Below are 18,765 nucleotides of genomic sequence, written 5' to 3' on the forward strand. Positions count from 1 at the left end.
GATAATAATTATATTCAAACATTGTAAAAAGCGAGGTAAAATGCAAAAATTTATTAATGATATTGTTAATATACCAATACAGGCTTGCTTACCAGATGAATCTGTCAAAAAAGAACTCAAAAATCTACCGCAAAATAAAGGAAAGAAAATCCTTATAGCTATTGGTAAGGCTGCTTTTCAGATGGCAAAGACAGCTCTTGAGTCAGATGTTAAATTTGATGAGGCTCTTGTTATTACTAAGTATGGTTATACGGAGAAAAAGCTTGATAATGCCATATGCTTTGAAGCAGGTCATCCGATTCCAGATGAAAATACTATAAGGGCAAGCGAGTATGCTCTTAATTTAGTGCGTAATTTAAGTGATGATGATTTGGTTTTGATGCTTATTTCAGGAGGAGGGTCATCTCTTTTTGAAATCCCTCTTATAGATTTTGAAGAAATCCAGAAGATAAATAAGGATTTGCTAAAAAAAGGTGCTAATATAGTTGAGATAAATACTATTAGAAAAAGACTTTCTAAACTAAAGGGAGGAAAGTTTGCTAAAGCTTGTTATCCTGCCACGGTTTTTAATATTATTTTAAGTGATGTTATTGGCAACAGAGCTGATATGATTGCTTCAGGGCCTACTTTTGTTGATAAGTCAACATCAAAGCAAGCTCTTGACTTGGTCTCAAAATATAAACTTAAGCTTTCTGACAAAGCTTATGATTTAATGAAGACAGAAACTGTAAAAGATTTGCCAAATGTAATTACTAAAATATCAGGAAGTGTGGATGAACTTTGTTTAAAAGCCAAAAATATTTTAGAATCTTATGGCTACAAAGCAGAAATCCTTACTACAAGTTTAGGATGTGAGGCAAGAGAGGCGGGTTTTTTTATGGCTTCTATTGCAAAAAGTCAAAGCAAGAGATATGACAAAAAAGCTTATATATTTGGTGGAGAGACTGTAGTAAAAATAAAGGGAAAAGGAAAAGGTGGACGCAATCAAGAACTTTCCTTTGCAGCTGCATTAGGTATAGAAAATCTTTCCAATGTTAGGATAATTTCTTATTCATCAGATGGGACAGATGGTCCAACTGATGCGGCAGGTGGATTTGTTGATGGAAATACTATGAAAGAGCTTAAAGATTGTGGAATATCTTTCTATGATACTTTAGAAAACAATGATACCTATCATGCCCTTGATAGGATAAATCATTTAATAAAAACAGGTCCTACTGGGACTAATGTAAATGATATTTCAATTATTATTATAAATTAAAGGAAAGTTTAAGACTATCTCTTAATTTAGAATTAATATATAAACTTTTCTGATAAGCTAACAACTAAAAATATTGAATAAACCATGTTCTTATATCTTACAAGCATGGTTTATTTTTTTATTTTGCGTTGAAATTTTGTGAAATGATGGATTTCTGGTTTTGTATAATAACAAGTTTTACCAGGAATTTGAAAAAATTGTATTAATTATTTAAAATAACCATGCTAGACTTATGGGTATGTTTTAATAATATTTTATGACTTTAATTAGTCATTTTTATAATATCTCTTCTCTTAATAAAAATCTCATAAATTTTACTAAGGTTTTTAATGAATTTGAAGTTGGTATTCTTAGTCAAAGCTATACTCTTGTGAACCATAATCTTTAAAAAAATTAGATATTTAAATGCTTTTGAAACTAATAATTTAATATATTGATATATTGGATTAAATAAAATAGACTTGTGCTCTTGAACACAAGTCTTATTTTTATTCGAAATCTTTTATGTAGTCTCTATTATCTAACATTTCATTTAGTACAACTTCATCAGTTTTTTTCATTCCATATCTTGCTATATTTGCCACAGTTTCTATAGTTTTATCTAAGGAATCTTTAACTATACCATCTCCTGACTTAAATGACTTATAATGTTTTGCTTGCTCATAAGCAAGGGCAGCATTTCTAAGGCTTGAAGCAATCTTCATTGCACAAGATGATTTGGCTCCATCACAAATTATTCCAGAATTAACAGCAAGGGAATTTATTATAGTATCTTTTATGATTTTTTTATCTTCTCCTTTTATAAAGGCAATGGAAGAAAATACAGCACTTGATGCAGAAACTACTCCACAATAAGCTGATAGCTTTCCTATCTTATCCTTTATATAAAGGGAGATAAGATTTGAAAAGATTAGGGCCCTATAAAGGTCATCTTCCTTATATTTGTAGTCTTTGGCATACAATATCAAAGGAACAGATGTGGTTATGCCTTGGTTTCCACTGCCTGAATTTATAATTACAGGAAGCTCACAACCATTCATTCTTGCATCAGAGCCTGCAGCCGCAAAGGCTACTAGTTTTTCAAAATAAGCCTTGTTATCCATTTCTAAAACTAGTCGTCCTATATTAGATCCCCAATCATTATCGAGACCTTCTTGAGCAATTTTGAGATTGTAGTCTATTTGTTTTTGGAGGATATTCTTGATATCGTTATAATCACAAGTTCTTGCAAAGTTATAAATTTCATTAAAGGAGAAAGAGCAAGAATCCTCGTTATTATCTTTTGATGTCTTATCAAAAATAACCTCTCCATTTTTTTCCATTCTAACAATATTAGTATGACTATCTTCAACGACAACTTTAGAAGAATTATCTTCATTAATTGTAATAATTTCTATATATAAATTAGCCTTACCTTTGGCAAGATTAAGCTCTACACGTCCTTCTTTAATAAAATCATCGCACTCAGATAGCCTAGATTTGTCAATGGTGCTTAAAAGTTCAAGCTTTTTGCTAGAGTCGGCCAAAAGAGCTCCGGCTACTATAGAAATTTCTATGCCTTTTCTACCCAAAGTTCCAGGAACTGTAACAGAATATGCGTTTTTAATCATATTTGAAGAAAGATTGGCAATGATTTTCTCGGGTTTTTTACCCAAAAGTTCACTTGCTTTCGCAGAAGCAAAGGCAATAGCAATTGGTTCAGTACAACCAAATGCAGGAATTAATTCTCTTTTAATTAATTCTTTATAATCCATTATGATAAATCTCCCTTATATGGAGGGTTACCATCTCTTCCTGGAACTTTTTTAAATATTCCAGTAACCATAAGAGCAATAGCACCATCTCCTGTAACGTTACAAGCAGTACCAAAAGAATCTTGAAGGGCAAAGATTGAAAGCATAAGAGCTGTACCTGTTGCATCAAAGCCTAAAACTGAAGTTATAAGACCTAGAGATGCCATAACAGTTCCACCAGGAACCCCTGGAGCTCCAATCGCAAATATTCCTAATAAAAGTATAAATAAAATCATGGATCCAACGTCAGGTAATTTTCCATAAAGGATTTGAGAAACAACCATAACAAAGAATGTTTCAGTTAAAACCGACCCACAAAGATGTGTATTTGAACAAAGAGAAACAACAAAGTCCCTAATTTTTGGATCTAAAGTTTTGGATTTTGCAGAGCACTTTAATGAAACAGAAAGAGTTGCTGCTGATGACATAGTTCCAATTGCTGTAAGATAGGCGGGTGGGTAGTGCTTTATTACCTCCATAGGATTAGTTTTACTTATAGCTCCACCTATTAAGTAAAGAAGCAACAACCATATGTAGTGTCCTAACATAACTATAAGGATAACCTTAAGAAATACAGGAAATTGACTAACTATAACGCCTTCATATGAAAGCTCAGCAAAAGTGGTTGCTATGTAGACTGGTAAGATTTTGATAACAACCTTATTAACTAAGGCCAAAATCATATTATTAAATTCTTTTAATAACTCCTCCCACCTTCCAGATTTAGTCCATATAACAGCAAGACCAATAAGAATTGATGTAACAAGAGCTGTCATAACAGCCATTAGTGGTGGTATGTCAACTTGAAATAAAAGCTCTGGAAGCTTTTTAGCATTGGCTGCATCATTTACAATATTTAAATGAGGAATAATTAAAGTTCCTGCAATATAAGAGAAAAATGATGCTCCAATTGAAGATATGTAACAGATAATAAGAGTTATACTCAAGACCTTTCCTGCATTTTCGTTCAAAGAAACAATAGCGGGAGTAATAAAACCTAGGATAATTAAAGGAACTATGTAATTTATAAGGTTAGATAACACATACTTAATAGTAGAAATAACCTCCATAATAGGCTCATTTACAAAGTTTCCTATAAGAACACCTATAGCAATAGCAATGATTAACTTAACAAGCAAGTTATCAAGAATACCTTTTCCTTTTGTCATAAAAACCTCCGTAAAAATAATTAATCCTAGAAAACTAGGATAAGACGCACTCCGATATATAGAAAGTGCATCATAATCTAATTTTACAAAATCAAAATAATAAAGTCAATTATATGTAATATTTACCATAATATACTAAGTTTTTATAATAATTAGGAGAAAAAAGTATTGATTTTATAGTATTGATTAATAAATTAATATATATTTAAATTAGTAGCACAATATTAAAGTCAAGTCCATAATATTGTGCTAGTAATTTTTACACAATATTATGGACTTGACTAATAAATTGTTTCAATAAGTAAAAAATATATACATCTTTATTTAAATTACCTTTTTTGAGAGTTATATATTTATTAAATGAATTAAAGAAAATTTTATATAGTCTCCATATATTCAATAAAAAAGGGATTGTTGCAAAATGAATTAATCTTTTCATAATCATCACAAGCTCCTCCACGACAATTGACTTTCATGAGTTGGAAGGTTATTCTCAAATTTTTTATGAGTAACTTGTAATGATTCAACGTTATAAATTCATAATTTTACAACATCCCCTTTGACTTTATTTATTCCAATAATCTTTGTGAAGCTTAAAAAATTCTTCTTCAAGTTCTAGGAATGGTCCTAGAGTTTTGAATTCTTTTTGTCCACTAGCGATTACAACTCTACTAGGTAGATTTAAAGTAGGATTTCTTATATCGTTACCTGTATATTTTTTAAGTTCTGATTCTCTGGCTATATATACATGCCTACCTAGATTGCCCCAATACATAGCTCCTGTGCACATGGCACAAGAATCTGCACAATTATATAGGGTAAATTCTTTCATTTCTTCTTTAGAATAAATTTGTGAAGCTTTTCTCATAAGGAGAGCTTCAGCGTGGGCAGTGCAGTCACCATTTTGACTAACTTCTTCATTACCTTGTTCCATAAGTATGTTTACATCCTTATCTGCAAGTAGACATCCAAAAGGGTGGTTTCCCTTTTCTTTAGACTCTTTACAAATTTCAAGAACTCTATATAATAATTTAACTTCAAAATCTTTTAGATCTGATAACTTATAATATTCTTTTTGCTCATATATAAGTTTAAATTCTTTTTTCATAATAACCCTTTATTTACCTATATCTAATAGTTGATATTGGTATGTAGTCTGTATCTACATATTCCATAGTATATAATACAGCTTTACCCTTATCATCGTATTCAAAACCTCTTAACAAAATACATTTATTAGGTAGAAATTTGTCATCTATATCTAAGACTTTTTTAATATCTTCTGGTTCTACAGCATGAAACTCTATACTATCACTTGAAATTCTTATATTATACTTTTCTTTGTAAAAATTAAAAAGAGAGTCATTATAGGATTTAATATATTCTAAATCATTTTTGAAATAAATAGGTAAAAAATCTAAGCATATTACAGCTATTTTATTGTCAGCATAAAAAGCTCTAGCACTAATGATTAGCTTTCCATTTTTTCCAAAAATATCATTTTTTATCCAATCTGGAGTATAAATTATCTTTGTTTTTATTGATGTAATTTTTTGTTTATATCCTAAATCTTCAATAATATCACCATAAGTTTTCATTCTGAATAAATCTATTTTCATATTTTTATAATTTGGACTTACAAAGGTTCCCTTTCCTTGAATTCGATTAATTTTACCTTCTCTTTCTAAATCAGAAAGAGCACTTCTCAAAGTAACCCTACTTATGCCAAACTTATTAGCCATATCTTTTTCAGAAGGAAGCTTGTTTTGTTTTCTGCTAATTAGATTTTCAATCTCATCTAGTATATATTTTCTTGCCTTATTCCTTAAATTATCTTCGGTATTTATGGTTGCCATTTAGAAAAACCTATAACTGATAGAACTATACTTATACATAATAAAATAGTTCCAAAATTCATTCCAAATTTAGTTGAAGACAAACAACACATAAAAGAGCCTATTCCCATAATTATTATGCCTATTATAGAAATAATCCTATATTTTTTAATAATCTTGTCATTCATTTTATGCTCCTTTTTTTGTGAATTTAGCAATTAAGTTATAGATTATAAATCCTGCTATTATACCATTTAAGGCAGGAAGTCCGAATATACCATTAATTGCACTACAACCTTCAGCAACGTTGCTTAAAAGTTTAACTATGACTAAAGAAGCCACCCAGCTAATCCATGGTGTAATAGCCCAATCTTTTATTGAATTAGAGTTTAAATCAGGATAATTTCTTTCGTTTACAATATAGTAATTAGATAAGATAATTCCAGCAAGAGGGGGAACTATAACACCCAACAAATTTAAAAAGGTAAACAATATAGCAATATCATAAGGCTTTGTAAGACATAGTAAACCAGAAGCCAATAATACTATTGCTATTATTTTTTTTCTATCTGTACTGAAACTGTTAGCTAAGTTTAGTGAAGAAGAATATAAATTTGCTGCATTTGTGGTGAATATATTTGTAGTCATTAAAATTAATGATGGAATTACAAGGCCCAATTTTAGTAGCACTGCTGTTAAGTCGCTATCATTCATTCCGATTCCAGCGATAGAACCACATAAGATAAGCAAACTATTACCACCTAAAAGGCCTACACATGCACTAAGCATAGCTTCTTTAGGGTTTTTAGCAAAACGCATAGTATCAGCTATACAAGTAGCAGTAGATAATATCCAAGTTCCTATAACTATAGTTACACCATTTACCATAGACATTTCTTTAGCAGGTATCCAATTAAATATGGTATCCCAACCTGCTAAATTTCCTGATTTTAAAGCAGTACCCATTGATAAAAATATGATAGCTGGTATAGCTATATACCCAAGAATAGTTATAGCTTTGATACCGGCGAAAGAAAATATTCCCATAACTATAGCACTTAAGAAAAGAATAGCTAATTCTCCATAGCCTTCAATACCTAAAACGCTAGATATAAATTTACCATATGTGGCAGCTTGGATAGTGTACCAACCTATATTAACTATTGGAACAAATAGAGTTGCTATCTTTGAACCTTTGTTTCCAAATGTATGTCTTGTTATAAGAGCAAAACTAAGGCCGGTTTTACTTGCCATGTTAGCGATAGCAATTGCAATAAGACAAAGAAAAACGTTTCCGATAGTGGTAGCGAATATTATTTGTTTGAAACTTAAACCGCTAGCAAGGCCGCCACCTGTCATCATACTAGTAATTACAAAAACAAAGCCAAGCCATACTATAGTGATAGACCAAAAGCTCTTTCTTGCATTCTTAGGAACAGCTGTCTTTTCAAAATCCATATCGATATTTTCTGTATTTTGAATGTTTATTTTCTTTTCCATAAGACCTCCTTAAAGAATAATTTTAAAAGGTAATACCTATTTTGACATTATTATATCACACGTTATATTTTATGCGAATGTTTTTATTATTATATTTGAAATATAAATAAATTAAGAATGTAAAATATTTGTATTGGGTATAAACATAATAATATTAGATAATTTTATAAAATAATTATAAAAAACATTTAGAAATGGATGGTTTTATGTTTGAAAATTTATATGCTCATATTGATCAAAAAAATATAGAAAGAAAACAAAGCTTATTTGATCATTTAATTAATACGGCCAATGAATCAAGAAAATTAGCTCAAGATTTAAATCTTGAGAATTCAGCTTATATAATTGGATTTCTTCATGATATAGGAAAAGCTAGAGATGAATTTCAAGAAAAAATCACAAAAAACTCTAAAAAAAGTGTAGATCATTCTACTTTAGGCGGTATTCTAATAAAATATTTAGTTAAAGATATACAGAATAATAACAACTGCTTAAAATTTTCTTCTTATATAAATGAAGAAGAAAATTTAAATATATTTTTAGATTTTTGTAATGTTTTGATTTATTCGATTTTATCTCATCATGGTCAATATAATATGATAAGAAAAAATAAAGATAAAATATATGTTTTTACATCTTTAGATAGGATTACTAATATAGAAAAAGAATTATCTTTTGATATAAGAGAGTTTTATGTAGAATTAAAAAAATTTCTATTGGATAAGAATATAGATATTATCAAAATATTTATTAACTCCTTTAAAGAGTATGAAAATATAATAAGTAGGCTTGATATATCATCTCAGAATGAGGCTGATGAAAACTATGAGTTTAAAGAAAAACAATTTTATAATTCTATGCTTATTAGATTACTTGTATCAATATTAAAATCTGCAGATGTTAAAGATACTATAAATTCATACGAAACAGTTATTGAAGATAAAGATTATAAATTGATAGAAAATGTAAAAGATGAATTTGTAAATAAAATTAATCTAAAATACGAGGAGTTTGGAAATCCAAAATCAAAAATAAATAAGGTGAGATATGATATATCAACTCAAGTTTTCGAAAATTCCAAAAAATTTGGAAGTGGAATCTATAGACTTGATTTACCGACTGGTGCAGGAAAAACATTACTTTCCTTAGCTTATGGAGTAAACCAGCTTAAGTATAAAGGTAAAGATAGATTTTTCTATATAACTTCATATTTATCTGTACTAGAACAAAACGCTAAAGTTATTAAAGATGTTTTAAAAAATGAGGAATACATACTAGAGCATCATTCGAATGTAGTAGAGGAAAAAGAAGAGAGTAACTCTTTTAATGATGACTTTGGTGATAGTCTTGAAAAAATCAAACATGATTATATTCTTGATGATTGGACTAATCTTATTGTATTAACAACAATGGTTCAATTTTTTAATACATTATTTAAAGGCTCTTCATCAAATATAAGAAGATTTAAATCATTAGCTAATTCAACTATTATTTTAGATGAGCTGCAATCTTTGCCTGTAGATGTTTTGTATCCTACAAATCTTGCTCTTAACTTTTTAAAAGAAGTAATGAAGGCTAATATAGTTTTATCTACAGCTACACAACCTACTTATGATTACGAAAATTTAGTTTATAGGCTAAAATATGGTGATGATAATTTAGAAAATAAAGATGTTTTAAATCTTAGTAAAGAACAAAAAGTTGTCTTTAAAAGAACAAAAGTTGAAATATATAAAAACGGAGAAGAAACTTCCATAGATGACTTGAGAAATCTCATTCTAGATAATAAAGATAAGTCAAATCTTATTATATTAAATACAAAAAAAGCTGTCAAAAACACATATGAGCTTTTGAAAAATGATATAGAAAGTGAAAATCTATATTATTTAACAACTAATCTACACTCTGTAGATAGATTAAGGATAATAAAAGAAATTAAAGATAGGTTAGAAAATAATGAAAAGATTGTTGTTATAAGCACTCAGCTTATAGAAGCTGGAGTAGATGTTGATTTTGAAGTTGTCATAAGATCTTATACAGGAATAGACTCTATAATTCAATCAATGGGAAGGTGTAATAGAGAAGCTAAACTTGAGTATGGAATAGTATATTTAATTAACCTATCAAGAGAGGCTGAAAACTTGGACTATATAAAATCTCTTAAAGAAAGAAAAGAGGCTGGACGATATGCCTTAAGTAAATTAGGTAATAATCAAGACATAGAAGAAATAATACCTATTTATTTTAAGAAACTTTATACAAATTTAGATTATAATCGACTATCTTATAAGATAAAAGAAAGTAATTTTGTAGATTTATTATCATTTCTTGATAACTCTTTAATTAATATAGAAAGTTCTATCGAAAAAATAAGCACAAGTAATGAGAGTTACTTGAATAATTTTGAAATATTAGCAACAGTAATGACTCAAAGCTTTAAAAGCGCATATAATAACTTCAATTTGATTGAAAATAAGATGGACACAGCCATAGTGGAGTGTGAAGATACCAAAGATTATATAAATGATATTAGAGACTTAGAGATAAGCTTTAGAGAAAGTTATGATTTTTCCTTACTTAAGAAAATGAAAAATATAGTAAGGAAATTAAATCCATATAGTGTTAGTATTGGAAAAAACAATTTGGAATCTTGTGAAGAGATTTTAGATGGAAAAATTTATATACTAAATAATGAGTTTTATGACGATAAAATAGGAGTTAATTTTGAAAGTAATGATTTGTTTATAATTTAAAAGGAGCTACAGCTCCTTACACAAATAAAAACATATTTCAATCCACAGAGTTTACTCTGATATATAAATTATACCCAAAATTATTATTAATAAAAAATAAGTTGACAAATAATGAATCATATATTACACTAATAATAACATGAAAATAGAAAGGAGGAAAAATGGAAAAATCACAATATTTTTACGCGAAAGTTTATGGGGATAGGGCCTTGTGGACTACTCCAGAATCTAAGAGCGGGGGAGAAAAGCTTACTTATCAAATCCCAACAAGAGAATCTTTAAGAGGGATTATAGATTCAAACTATTTTAAACCCACAATCAGAAATGAAATAGATGAAGTTAGGGTAATAAAAAAAATTGAAACTTATACTGTAGGTACAAGGTTGTTGTTAAATAGCTATAAGTCAGATTTAAGTGCATATACCTATTTGACTGATGTTTGCTACTATGTTAAGTTTCATTTCGAATGGAATGAGAATAGGCCTGACCTTAAAAATGATAGGAATATGAGAAAACATGAAGAAATAACAAAAAGATCTTTAAAAAGAGGTGGAAGAAGGCCGATATTTTTAGGAGTTAGCGAATGCCTTGGATATATTGAAATCCTAGATAAAAACCAATATGAAAAAGATATAGGATATTATGATAATAAGAGTTTATCGTTTGGAATAATGTTTAATGGTTTTATATATCCTAAAGAATCTGGAGATAAATTAAAATCAACCTTTACAAATATAGATATGAGAAATGGAAGAATTAAATTTATCCGTCCAGAGGAATGTGAAATTGTAAATGAATTAGACGATTATAGTTTTAAAGTAGCTGACTTAACTAAGAGTGTCGACGAGGAATTAAAAGATTATGGAGATAGCCTATGAGTTTACTTCAAGTACTTTATAATTCATATGAATATGCTGAAAAAAATAAGATGGTAGATAAGCTTGATGGAAGTGATGTTATTCTACCTATGTATCATGAAAAGAAGAAGTCTGATGGAAAAAATATAATAAGTGTAAAAATAGATAAAAAATCTAATATAATAGATGCGAATTTCCTTGAAAAAAATGAAATTATAGTTTTTCCTATAACGGAGGATTCTGTAGCAAGATCAAGTGGGGTAGCACCACATCCTCTAGTAGATAATGGTGCATATTTGTTTGATAAGGATTCAAAAAAAGAAGAAGCATATAAAAAACAATTAGAGGAATGGATAGACTACTCAGAAGATGACTTCTTAAAAATTATATATAATTTTATATCAAAAGATGATTCCTTTAAATTAATTGTAGATAAATTTTATAACCATTATGTTATAGGAAAAGGGGTGAAAATAGAATACAAGAAAGAAGGGGAAAAGAAAGCTAAAACTTTTGATTTTTCTAAAGTGTTTTTTACATTCGTTATTGAAGACTATGATGGAATAAAAGACATATCAGTTAGTGAAAATAAAAAGTTACATGAAGCATATATTAAATATGTAAAATACTCAAATGAAAATGATGAAGAAAAAGAGAAAATCATTTGTAATATAAGTGGGAAAGAGGATTATCTATGTACAAAGCATAGACCTTTAATGGGAACAGCTAGGTTGATTTCTCAAATAACAGCAAGTGATGAAAATTATTTAGGAAGATTTTCTAATCCAGATCAAACTATAGAGATAGGTACTGACTCAAGCCAGAAAATTCATTTGATGGCAAAATATTTATTATCATCTAAGAAAACCTCGGTGTGGTTGGGTTCAAACTCATATTTAGTTAATTGGTTTTCAGATGATATTAAAAATGATTCTAAGTTAAATCTAAATTCTAGTGTATTTAAAATTATAAAAACTATTACTCCGATAGGAACTGATACAAGTAAAGATATAGGAGAATCATTTTTAAAAGGAAAAATATTATTTTCTGATTCATCTAAATACTATGTGGCAATATTTGACAAGGTAAGTAATGGAAGGTCGGCAGCCAAATATTTCAAAGAAATGGATACATCCATATTAAAAGAAAATTTAGGAAAATGGCAAAATAAATATTATTGGTTTAGCTACAATAAAGAATTAGATGAAGAGGTGGTATTTACACCAAGTCCTTACAATATATTAGTTTCAGCCTATGGAATAGAAAGAGATAGTACTTTAAAAATAGCAAGCGATAAATTCTTGCAAAGTCAATTACAAATAATAATCTCTTCTATTGTTGAAGGTAAAGATATAAGCGATAATATTGAAAAAGCATTAGAGAATAACCTAAAACAAAGGCAAAGATATGATAAAACATGGAATAGAATGAAAAATTGTGCTATGGCAATTTTAAGATATAAGGAGGACATAGATACAAATATGCTAGATAGAGAAAATAAAGATAGGTCATACTTATATGGAAGACTACTTGCCATATATGAAAGAATAGAAAAATCTTGTTTTGATAAAGATGATGACATAAGAGTTTCAAATGCAGAAAAACTATGGACATCATATATTAATAACCCTGTATTAATTAGTACAAGATTAAGAAACATGATTATGCCATACCATAATAAACTAATGATAAATGAGAATAAAAGAGGAATTTACTTTAAACTTAAAAATGAAATGAGAGAGGTTATTAACTTAATAGATGAAAATTATAATTATAAAAAACAATCTAGTAATATTCCTTTAGGTCCAGGATTTATGTTTGGATATGAAGCACAAATGAAAGATATATTTACTAAAAAATCAAATAGGGAGGGAAACGATGATTAATAACAAAGTAGATTTTATTTTTACAATTAAAGTAGAGGGAGCAAATCCAAATGGAGATCCATTAGCAGGTAATATGCCTAGAATAGATTCTAGAGGATATGGAGAAATAAGTGATGTATGTTTAAAAAGAAAAATAAGAAATAGAATGCAAGATATGGGGCACGAAATATTTGTAAAATCTGAAAACAGGAGCGATGATGGATTTAATTCTCTAGAAGCAAGATTTTCTTCTAAATTTGATAATAAGAGTACAAATCAAGAAATTGAAGAGAAATCATGTGAATATTGGTTAGACGTAAGGTCTTTTGGGCAAGTTGTTACTTATTTAAAAAAATCAGTTGGGATAAGAGGCCCAGTTTCTATATCAATAGCTAAGTCAGTAGAACCAGCTATAATAACAACTATGCAAATAACAAAAAGTGTAAATGGGCAAGAAATGAAAGACGGAAAAAAATCTTCTGATACTATTGGATCAAAACACTATATAGACTATGCTGTTTATGTAGTAAATGGTAGCGTAAATGCGTATTTTGCAGAAAAAACTGGTTTTGATGAAAAAGACTTAGAAGTGCTAAAAGAAGCAATTAGGACATTATTTATAAATGATGTATCGTCTGCAAGACCTGATGGCTCCATGGAAGTAAAAGATATATATTGGATAAATCATTCTTCAAAAATAGGCGATGTATCTAGTGGAAAGTTAAAGGATATGCTTATCTATGACCTAGATCAAGAAGAAAATAAAGACAAAAAATATGAAGATTATAACTTTAGATTAGATGAAGAGAAATTAAAGGAATATGAAGATTTAGGCATAAGTGTAGAACATTTTGTAGGTTTATAAGATGTATAATCCTGATGACTATTTGCTCTTGAGTGGAATACAACATTTTCTATTTTGTAAAAGACAATGGGCTTTAATCCATATTGAAAATGTGTGGAAAGAAAATACTTACACTATAGAAGGACAAATACTTCACGAAAAAGCAGATAAGCCATTTTTAAAGGAAAAGAGAAAGAATAAAATCATTTCTAGAGCTATGCCTATTAGTTCAAAAACATTGGGATTAAGCGGTATTCTTGATGTAATAGAATTTAATAAATCAGATGATGGAATAAAATTAAAAGGTAGAGATGGCTTACGGAAGCCAACAATTATTGAGTACAAAAGAGGAAAGAAGAAAAAATATTCTTACGATGAATGTCAACTAATGGCAGAAGCTATATGTATAGAGGAGATTTTTAAAACGAAACTAGACTACTCATATATCTATTATGGAGAAACTGACAATAGAATAAAAGTTGAATTTGATAAAGATTTGAGATCTCTTACTATTGATACAGCAGAAAAAATGCACCAATACTATGAAAATAAAATTGTGCCAAAAGCTGAATTATATAGGAAGTGTAGACTATGTTCATTAAATGAAGAATGCAATCCAAGACTCACAAAAAAGCCTAAAAATGTAAAAAATTACTTATATGGTGAACTACTATGAAAAAATTACTAAACACCTTATACGTAACAAATTCAGATGCTTACTTAAAAAGAGAGGGGTTAAACATAGTAATATCTGTAGATAATAAACGTATTGGAAGATATCCTATCCATATATTAAGACAGATAATCTGCTTTAATTATATGGGAATAAGCCCGGCTTTGATGAAACTTTGTATGGAGAACAATGTAAGTGTGACATTCTATGACCCATTTGGTAGATTTTGTGGAAGAGTCGTAGGAAAATCATACGGTAATATCTATACACGTAAAAAACAATATAAACTTAGTGAGAGTATAGACTCAATAGACTTTGTAAAAAATATTATTTATGCTAAAGCCTATAATTGTAGAAAGCTACTAATAAGAGGGAAACTGGACCATAAAGATAAAATAGATTTGCCTAGAGTAGAGAAAGTAATAAATAGAATTAAAGAATTAATGTTACAAATACCTTTGGCAAAAACTAAAGATGAAATAAGAGGTATAGAAGGAAAAATAGCTTCGGAATATTTTTCAGTATTTGATGAGTTGATAATAAAAAACAGAGAGGAATTTTATTTCAATGGAAGGAACAAAAGACCTCCTTTGGATATGGTGAATGCTATGCTGTCATTTCTATATAGCATATTAACAAATGAAATAGCATCTGCACTGGAAGGTGTTGGGATAGACTCTTATGCAGGGTTTTTTCATACGGATAGACCAGGTAGAGTGAGTATGGCTTTAGATATAATTGAAGAAATGAGAGCTTTTATGGTGGACAAATTTGTTTTATCTCTAATAAACTTAAATAGAATTGATGAAACAAAATTTGAAATCAAAGAAAATGGAGCAACTTTATTAAATGAAAAGGGAAGAAACCTAATATTATCTTATTGGAACGAGAGAAGTCATGAAGAAATATATCATCCTTTCTTAGAAGAAAAAGTTCAAATAGGTTTACTAGCACATGTTCAAGCTCAATTATTAAATAGCTACATTAGAGGAGATATAGAATCCTACCCTCCTTATATGAGGAAATGAAATGCAAATATTAATAACATATGACGTAAAAACATCAAGTAAGGGTGGAAGCAGAAGATTAAGACAAGTTGCAAAAATCTGTACAAACTATGGACAAAGAGATCAAAATTCAGTATTTGAACTTAATATATATCCTGCAGACTTGGTGAAGATAAAAAACAAACTAGAAAAAGTGATAGATCTAGAAGAAGATAGTATAAGAATATATAATTTGGGGAAAAATTGGGAAAGAAGAGTAGAATCTATAGGAAAAGATGAAGCCTATAATCCTGAGAAGGATTTATTAATAATGTGAGAAGTTTGGCTTAACATAAAAATATTAAACATATCTCATAAAAAACTTTATATATATTATAATTTTAAGATTATAATGTATTCTTGCAGATAAGAAGGCTCGAAGAATGCCTGAAATCTGCAGTCACTCCCTTCATGGGAGTGTGGATTGAAATGATGTATTTGATACATGTTTTAGACATTATGATAGTCACTCCCTTCATGGGAGTGTGGATTGAAATAAGGCTAACCAATACAGACACAGATACAGTTAGGGTGTCACTCCCTTCATGGGAGTGTGGATTGAAATTTACAGTCTTTGGTGGAAATGAAGTTAGGGAGATAGTCACTCCCTTCATGGGAGTGTGGATTGAAATCACAAGCCACACATAAAAGCTTACTATTACAAATAGTCACTCCCTTCATGGGAGTGTGGATTGAAATCGACTTTTGGGCGGATTGGGATAGACAATACGAAGTCACTCCCTTCATGGGAGTGTGGATTGAAATATAAGCACCAGTATGAATTGACCCATCAACTGCACGTCACTCCCTTCATGGGAGTGTGGATTGAAATTCAAAAGATTTTGACCGATTTTACCAGTTTTACCAGTCACTCCCTTCATGGGAGTGTGGATTGAAATTGATTGGGTTACTGGGGAAGTACTACCAAGCATAAGGTCACTCCCTTCATGGGAGTGTGGATTGAAATTCTGTCATTGTTTTATCTCCTAAATATATTATTTACGTCACTCCCTTCATGGGAGTGTGGATTGAAATTAAGGGTGGTAAGCCTATTGAAGATATGGTTAGTAGAGGTCACTCCCTTCATGGGAGTGTGGATTGAAATATCAAGTTTTATAGTTTTTTCCCTTTTCATTCACGCGTCACTCCCTTCATGGGAGTGTGGATTGAAATTTTTATCCTTTCTTCCAAAGAGCTTAAACTATCACTTAGTCACTCCCTTCATGGGAGTGTGGATTGAAATTATCATAATTTTTCCCTGTTATGTTGTTATATGGGGTCACTCCCTTCATGGGAGTGTGGATTGAAATATTGTTATTGTCAAGTATCTTAAAATTATCTCTCTGTCACTCCCTTCATGGGAGTGTGGATTGAAATTTTGCTCAGCATCGCAAATTGGGTTATGAGATTATTTTGTCACTCCCTTCATGGGAGTGTGGATTGAAATGTCAAGGGCTTTAGTACCTTCTAAAACTGTATCGGTGTCACTCCCTTCATGGGAGTGTGGATTGAAATCTAAGATTGATATGTGGTCTTATGGTATTGATGATTTGTCACTCCCTTCATGGGAGTGTGGATTGAAATACATTTATGAATGATGGGTTTTGTGATTTAGAATGTCACTCCCTTCATGGGAGTGTGGATTGAAATAATCCACAGAGCCTTGCACTCTGCCGCCTAAATTGGTCACTCCCTTCATGGGAGTGTGGATTGAAATATCTTTGGTAAATAGTTCTTTCTTGCGTTTTTCTGTCACTCCCTTCATGGGAGTGTGGATTGAAATTATTAGGAAAAAGATTAGGTATGGGGTGCATTATGTCACTCCCTTCATGGGAGTGTGGATTGAAATTGCTAAATTAGCATAACTTAAATTCGCTTTTTCACGTCACTCCCTTCATGGGAGTGTGGATTGAAATTTTCTCTGAAGATATTGAATCTCTATAATATCATTGTCACTCCCTTCATGGGAGTGTGGATTGAAATATCACAATCTTTTAACGCTCCAGTATTATGTAAAGTCACTCCCTTCATGGGAGTGTGGATTGAAATAAAACCTAAACTATATTTATAAGCAAAATTTAATATGTCACTCCCTTCATGGGAGTGTGGATTGAAATAAAATTAGCTATTACATTACGATTTTCTTTCTTAATTAAGTCACTCCCTTCATGGGAGTGTGGATTGAAATTTTTTTTTGTCTCCTTTTATCCAATTTATCATATAGTCACTCCCTTCATGGGAGTGTGGATTGAAATTCCTAACTCGAAATACTCTATTAATGTTATTAGTTTATGTCACTCCCTTCATGGGAGTGTGGATTGAAATACTTGCAAAAAATTCACTTTTACCATTAATTTTATGTCACTCCCTTCATGGGAGTGTGGATTGAAATATGCTATTGAGTCTAAGGTTTGGGAGAGTAAGAATAAGGTCACTCCCTTCATGGGAGTGTGGATTGAAATTCCACCATTAATAAATCATTTACTACCTTTAACAGTCACTCCCTTCATGGGAGTGTGGATTGAAATATGTAGGTAAAACAACAGTATCTAATTATGAAACTGTCACTCCCTTCATGGGAGTGTGGATTGAAATCAAAAAGAAAAGTCCCGGTTGTTGTTATTAAATTGTCACTCCCTTCATGGGAGTGTGGATTGAAATAAATTTGGAGCATGTAAAATTGGATAATGGTAACTTGTCACTCCCTTCATGGGAGTGTGGATTGAAATACTATTACAGAAAATGTTGATTTTAGCCCTTTTAGTCACTCCCTTCATGGGAGTGTGGATTGAAATTTTTTGTTTGTTGTATGATATTTTTTAAAAAATCATCTATATTTAATAAGAAACATATGATATATAAGAAAAGTATTATACTATATAGTGAAAGATAAAATATTTAGTCTTAGCTTTAAACTGTAAAGAATAGTATTAGGTAATTAGTAAGCTAATTTTGTATAAAAATAATTTTAATCATCAAATTAAAGGCAAATGAAAAGATATTTAAATGACTTATTCCTCCTTATATAATAAATTAGGTTGTTAAAGGTAACCTATAACCCTTTAATTACTTAATATTATTCAGTTTAGCTGTATAATATTTGTATTAGATAGAGGCACTCGTTTTCTCCTTGAGATTTTATCTCGTAAAAAAGAGTGAGTCCTCTTAT

At 29.8% G+C, this 18,765-nt stretch carries 14 protein-coding genes and 1 CRISPR repeat array; of the genes, 8 read left to right on the forward strand and 6 right to left on the reverse strand.

Annotated features, from left to right (window positions below; translation table 11 throughout):
- Positions 1-40: 40 nt before the first annotated feature.
- A complete protein-coding gene (locus tag FYJ26_RS08560; protein WP_154541530.1) occupies positions 41-1,261 on the forward strand; it encodes a glycerate kinase type-2 family protein in 1,221 nt (406 codons plus the stop codon).
- A 488-nt stretch (positions 1,262-1,749) separates the two neighbouring features.
- On the opposite strand, the gene FYJ26_RS08565 is transcribed toward FYJ26_RS08560, so the two are convergent.
- From FYJ26_RS08565 to FYJ26_RS08590, 6 genes are all read right to left on the reverse strand, one after another.
- A complete protein-coding gene (locus FYJ26_RS08565; protein ID WP_154541532.1) occupies positions 1,750-3,015 on the reverse strand; it encodes an L-cysteine desulfidase family protein in 1,266 nt (421 codons plus the stop codon).
- Positions 3,015-4,223: a dicarboxylate/amino acid:cation symporter gene (locus FYJ26_RS08570; RefSeq protein WP_154541534.1), complete on the reverse strand. Its 1,209-nt coding sequence runs from the start codon at positions 4,221-4,223 to the stop codon at positions 3,015-3,017. Before FYJ26_RS08570 ends, FYJ26_RS08565 begins: the two co-directional genes overlap by 1 nt.
- Before the next feature lie 565 nt (positions 4,224-4,788).
- Positions 4,789-5,331 carry a nucleoside deaminase gene (locus FYJ26_RS08575; protein ID WP_154541536.1) on the reverse strand — a complete coding sequence of 181 codons (543 nt, stop codon included), beginning with the start codon at positions 5,329-5,331 and terminating at the stop codon, positions 4,789-4,791.
- 13 nt (positions 5,332-5,344) lie between these two features.
- Positions 5,345-6,079: a GntR family transcriptional regulator gene (locus FYJ26_RS08580; RefSeq protein ID WP_154541538.1), complete on the reverse strand. Its 735-nt coding sequence runs from the start codon at positions 6,077-6,079 to the stop codon at positions 5,345-5,347.
- Complete coding sequence (locus FYJ26_RS08585) at positions 6,067-6,246, reverse strand: hypothetical protein (RefSeq protein ID WP_154541540.1); 180 nt, start codon at positions 6,244-6,246, stop codon at positions 6,067-6,069. The genes FYJ26_RS08580 and FYJ26_RS08585 overlap by 13 nt, the downstream gene beginning before the upstream one ends.
- A 1-nt stretch (position 6,247) precedes the next feature.
- Positions 6,248-7,558: a cytosine permease gene (locus FYJ26_RS08590; RefSeq protein WP_154541542.1), complete on the reverse strand. Its 1,311-nt coding sequence runs from the start codon at positions 7,556-7,558 to the stop codon at positions 6,248-6,250.
- Positions 7,559-7,764: 206 nt separating this feature from the next.
- Here FYJ26_RS08590 and cas3 point away from each other — a divergent pair, with 206 nt between their 5' ends.
- The 7 genes from cas3 to cas2 all read left to right on the forward strand — a co-directional run bounded on the left by cas3 (position 7,765) and on the right by cas2 (position 15,873).
- A complete protein-coding gene (gene cas3, locus FYJ26_RS08595) occupies positions 7,765-10,311 on the forward strand; it encodes a CRISPR-associated helicase Cas3' (protein WP_154541544.1) in 2,547 nt (848 codons plus the stop codon).
- Between the two features lie 161 nt (positions 10,312-10,472).
- The gene (gene cas5c / locus FYJ26_RS08600; RefSeq protein ID WP_154541546.1) at positions 10,473-11,189 is read left to right on the forward strand and encodes a type I-C CRISPR-associated protein Cas5c; all 717 of its coding nucleotides are present in this window, start codon (positions 10,473-10,475) and stop codon (positions 11,187-11,189) included.
- A complete protein-coding gene (cas8c, locus tag FYJ26_RS08605) occupies positions 11,186-13,054 on the forward strand; it encodes a type I-C CRISPR-associated protein Cas8c/Csd1 (protein ID WP_154541548.1) in 1,869 nt (622 codons plus the stop codon). Before cas5c ends, cas8c begins: the two co-directional genes overlap by 4 nt.
- On the forward strand, positions 13,047-13,898 hold the full coding sequence (gene cas7c / locus FYJ26_RS08610; protein WP_154541550.1) for a type I-C CRISPR-associated protein Cas7/Csd2: 852 nt from the start codon (positions 13,047-13,049) through the stop codon (positions 13,896-13,898). The genes cas8c and cas7c overlap by 8 nt, the downstream gene beginning before the upstream one ends.
- Position 13,899: 1 nt before the next feature.
- Positions 13,900-14,553, forward strand: a complete 654-nt coding sequence (gene cas4 / locus FYJ26_RS08615; protein WP_154541552.1) for a CRISPR-associated protein Cas4 — start codon at positions 13,900-13,902, stop codon at positions 14,551-14,553.
- A complete protein-coding gene (cas1c, locus tag FYJ26_RS08620) occupies positions 14,550-15,578 on the forward strand; it encodes a type I-C CRISPR-associated endonuclease Cas1c (protein WP_154541554.1) in 1,029 nt (342 codons plus the stop codon). Before cas4 ends, cas1c begins: the two co-directional genes overlap by 4 nt.
- A gap of 1 nt (position 15,579) precedes the next feature.
- Entirely contained in the window at positions 15,580-15,873 is a 294-nt protein-coding gene (gene cas2 / locus FYJ26_RS08625; protein ID WP_154541556.1) for a CRISPR-associated endonuclease Cas2, read from the forward strand.
- Positions 15,874-15,995: 122 nt separating this feature from the next.
- A CRISPR array of direct repeats spans positions 15,996-18,391; the repeat unit is 32 nt; unit sequence GTCACTCCCTTCATGGGAGTGTGGATTGAAAT.
- The last annotated feature ends 374 nt before the right edge of the window (positions 18,392-18,765 follow it).

Origin of the sequence: Anaerococcus porci, from assembly GCF_009696575.1 — a bacterium.
Taxonomy (GTDB): Bacteria; Bacillota; Clostridia; order Tissierellales; family Peptoniphilaceae; genus Anaerococcus; species Anaerococcus porci.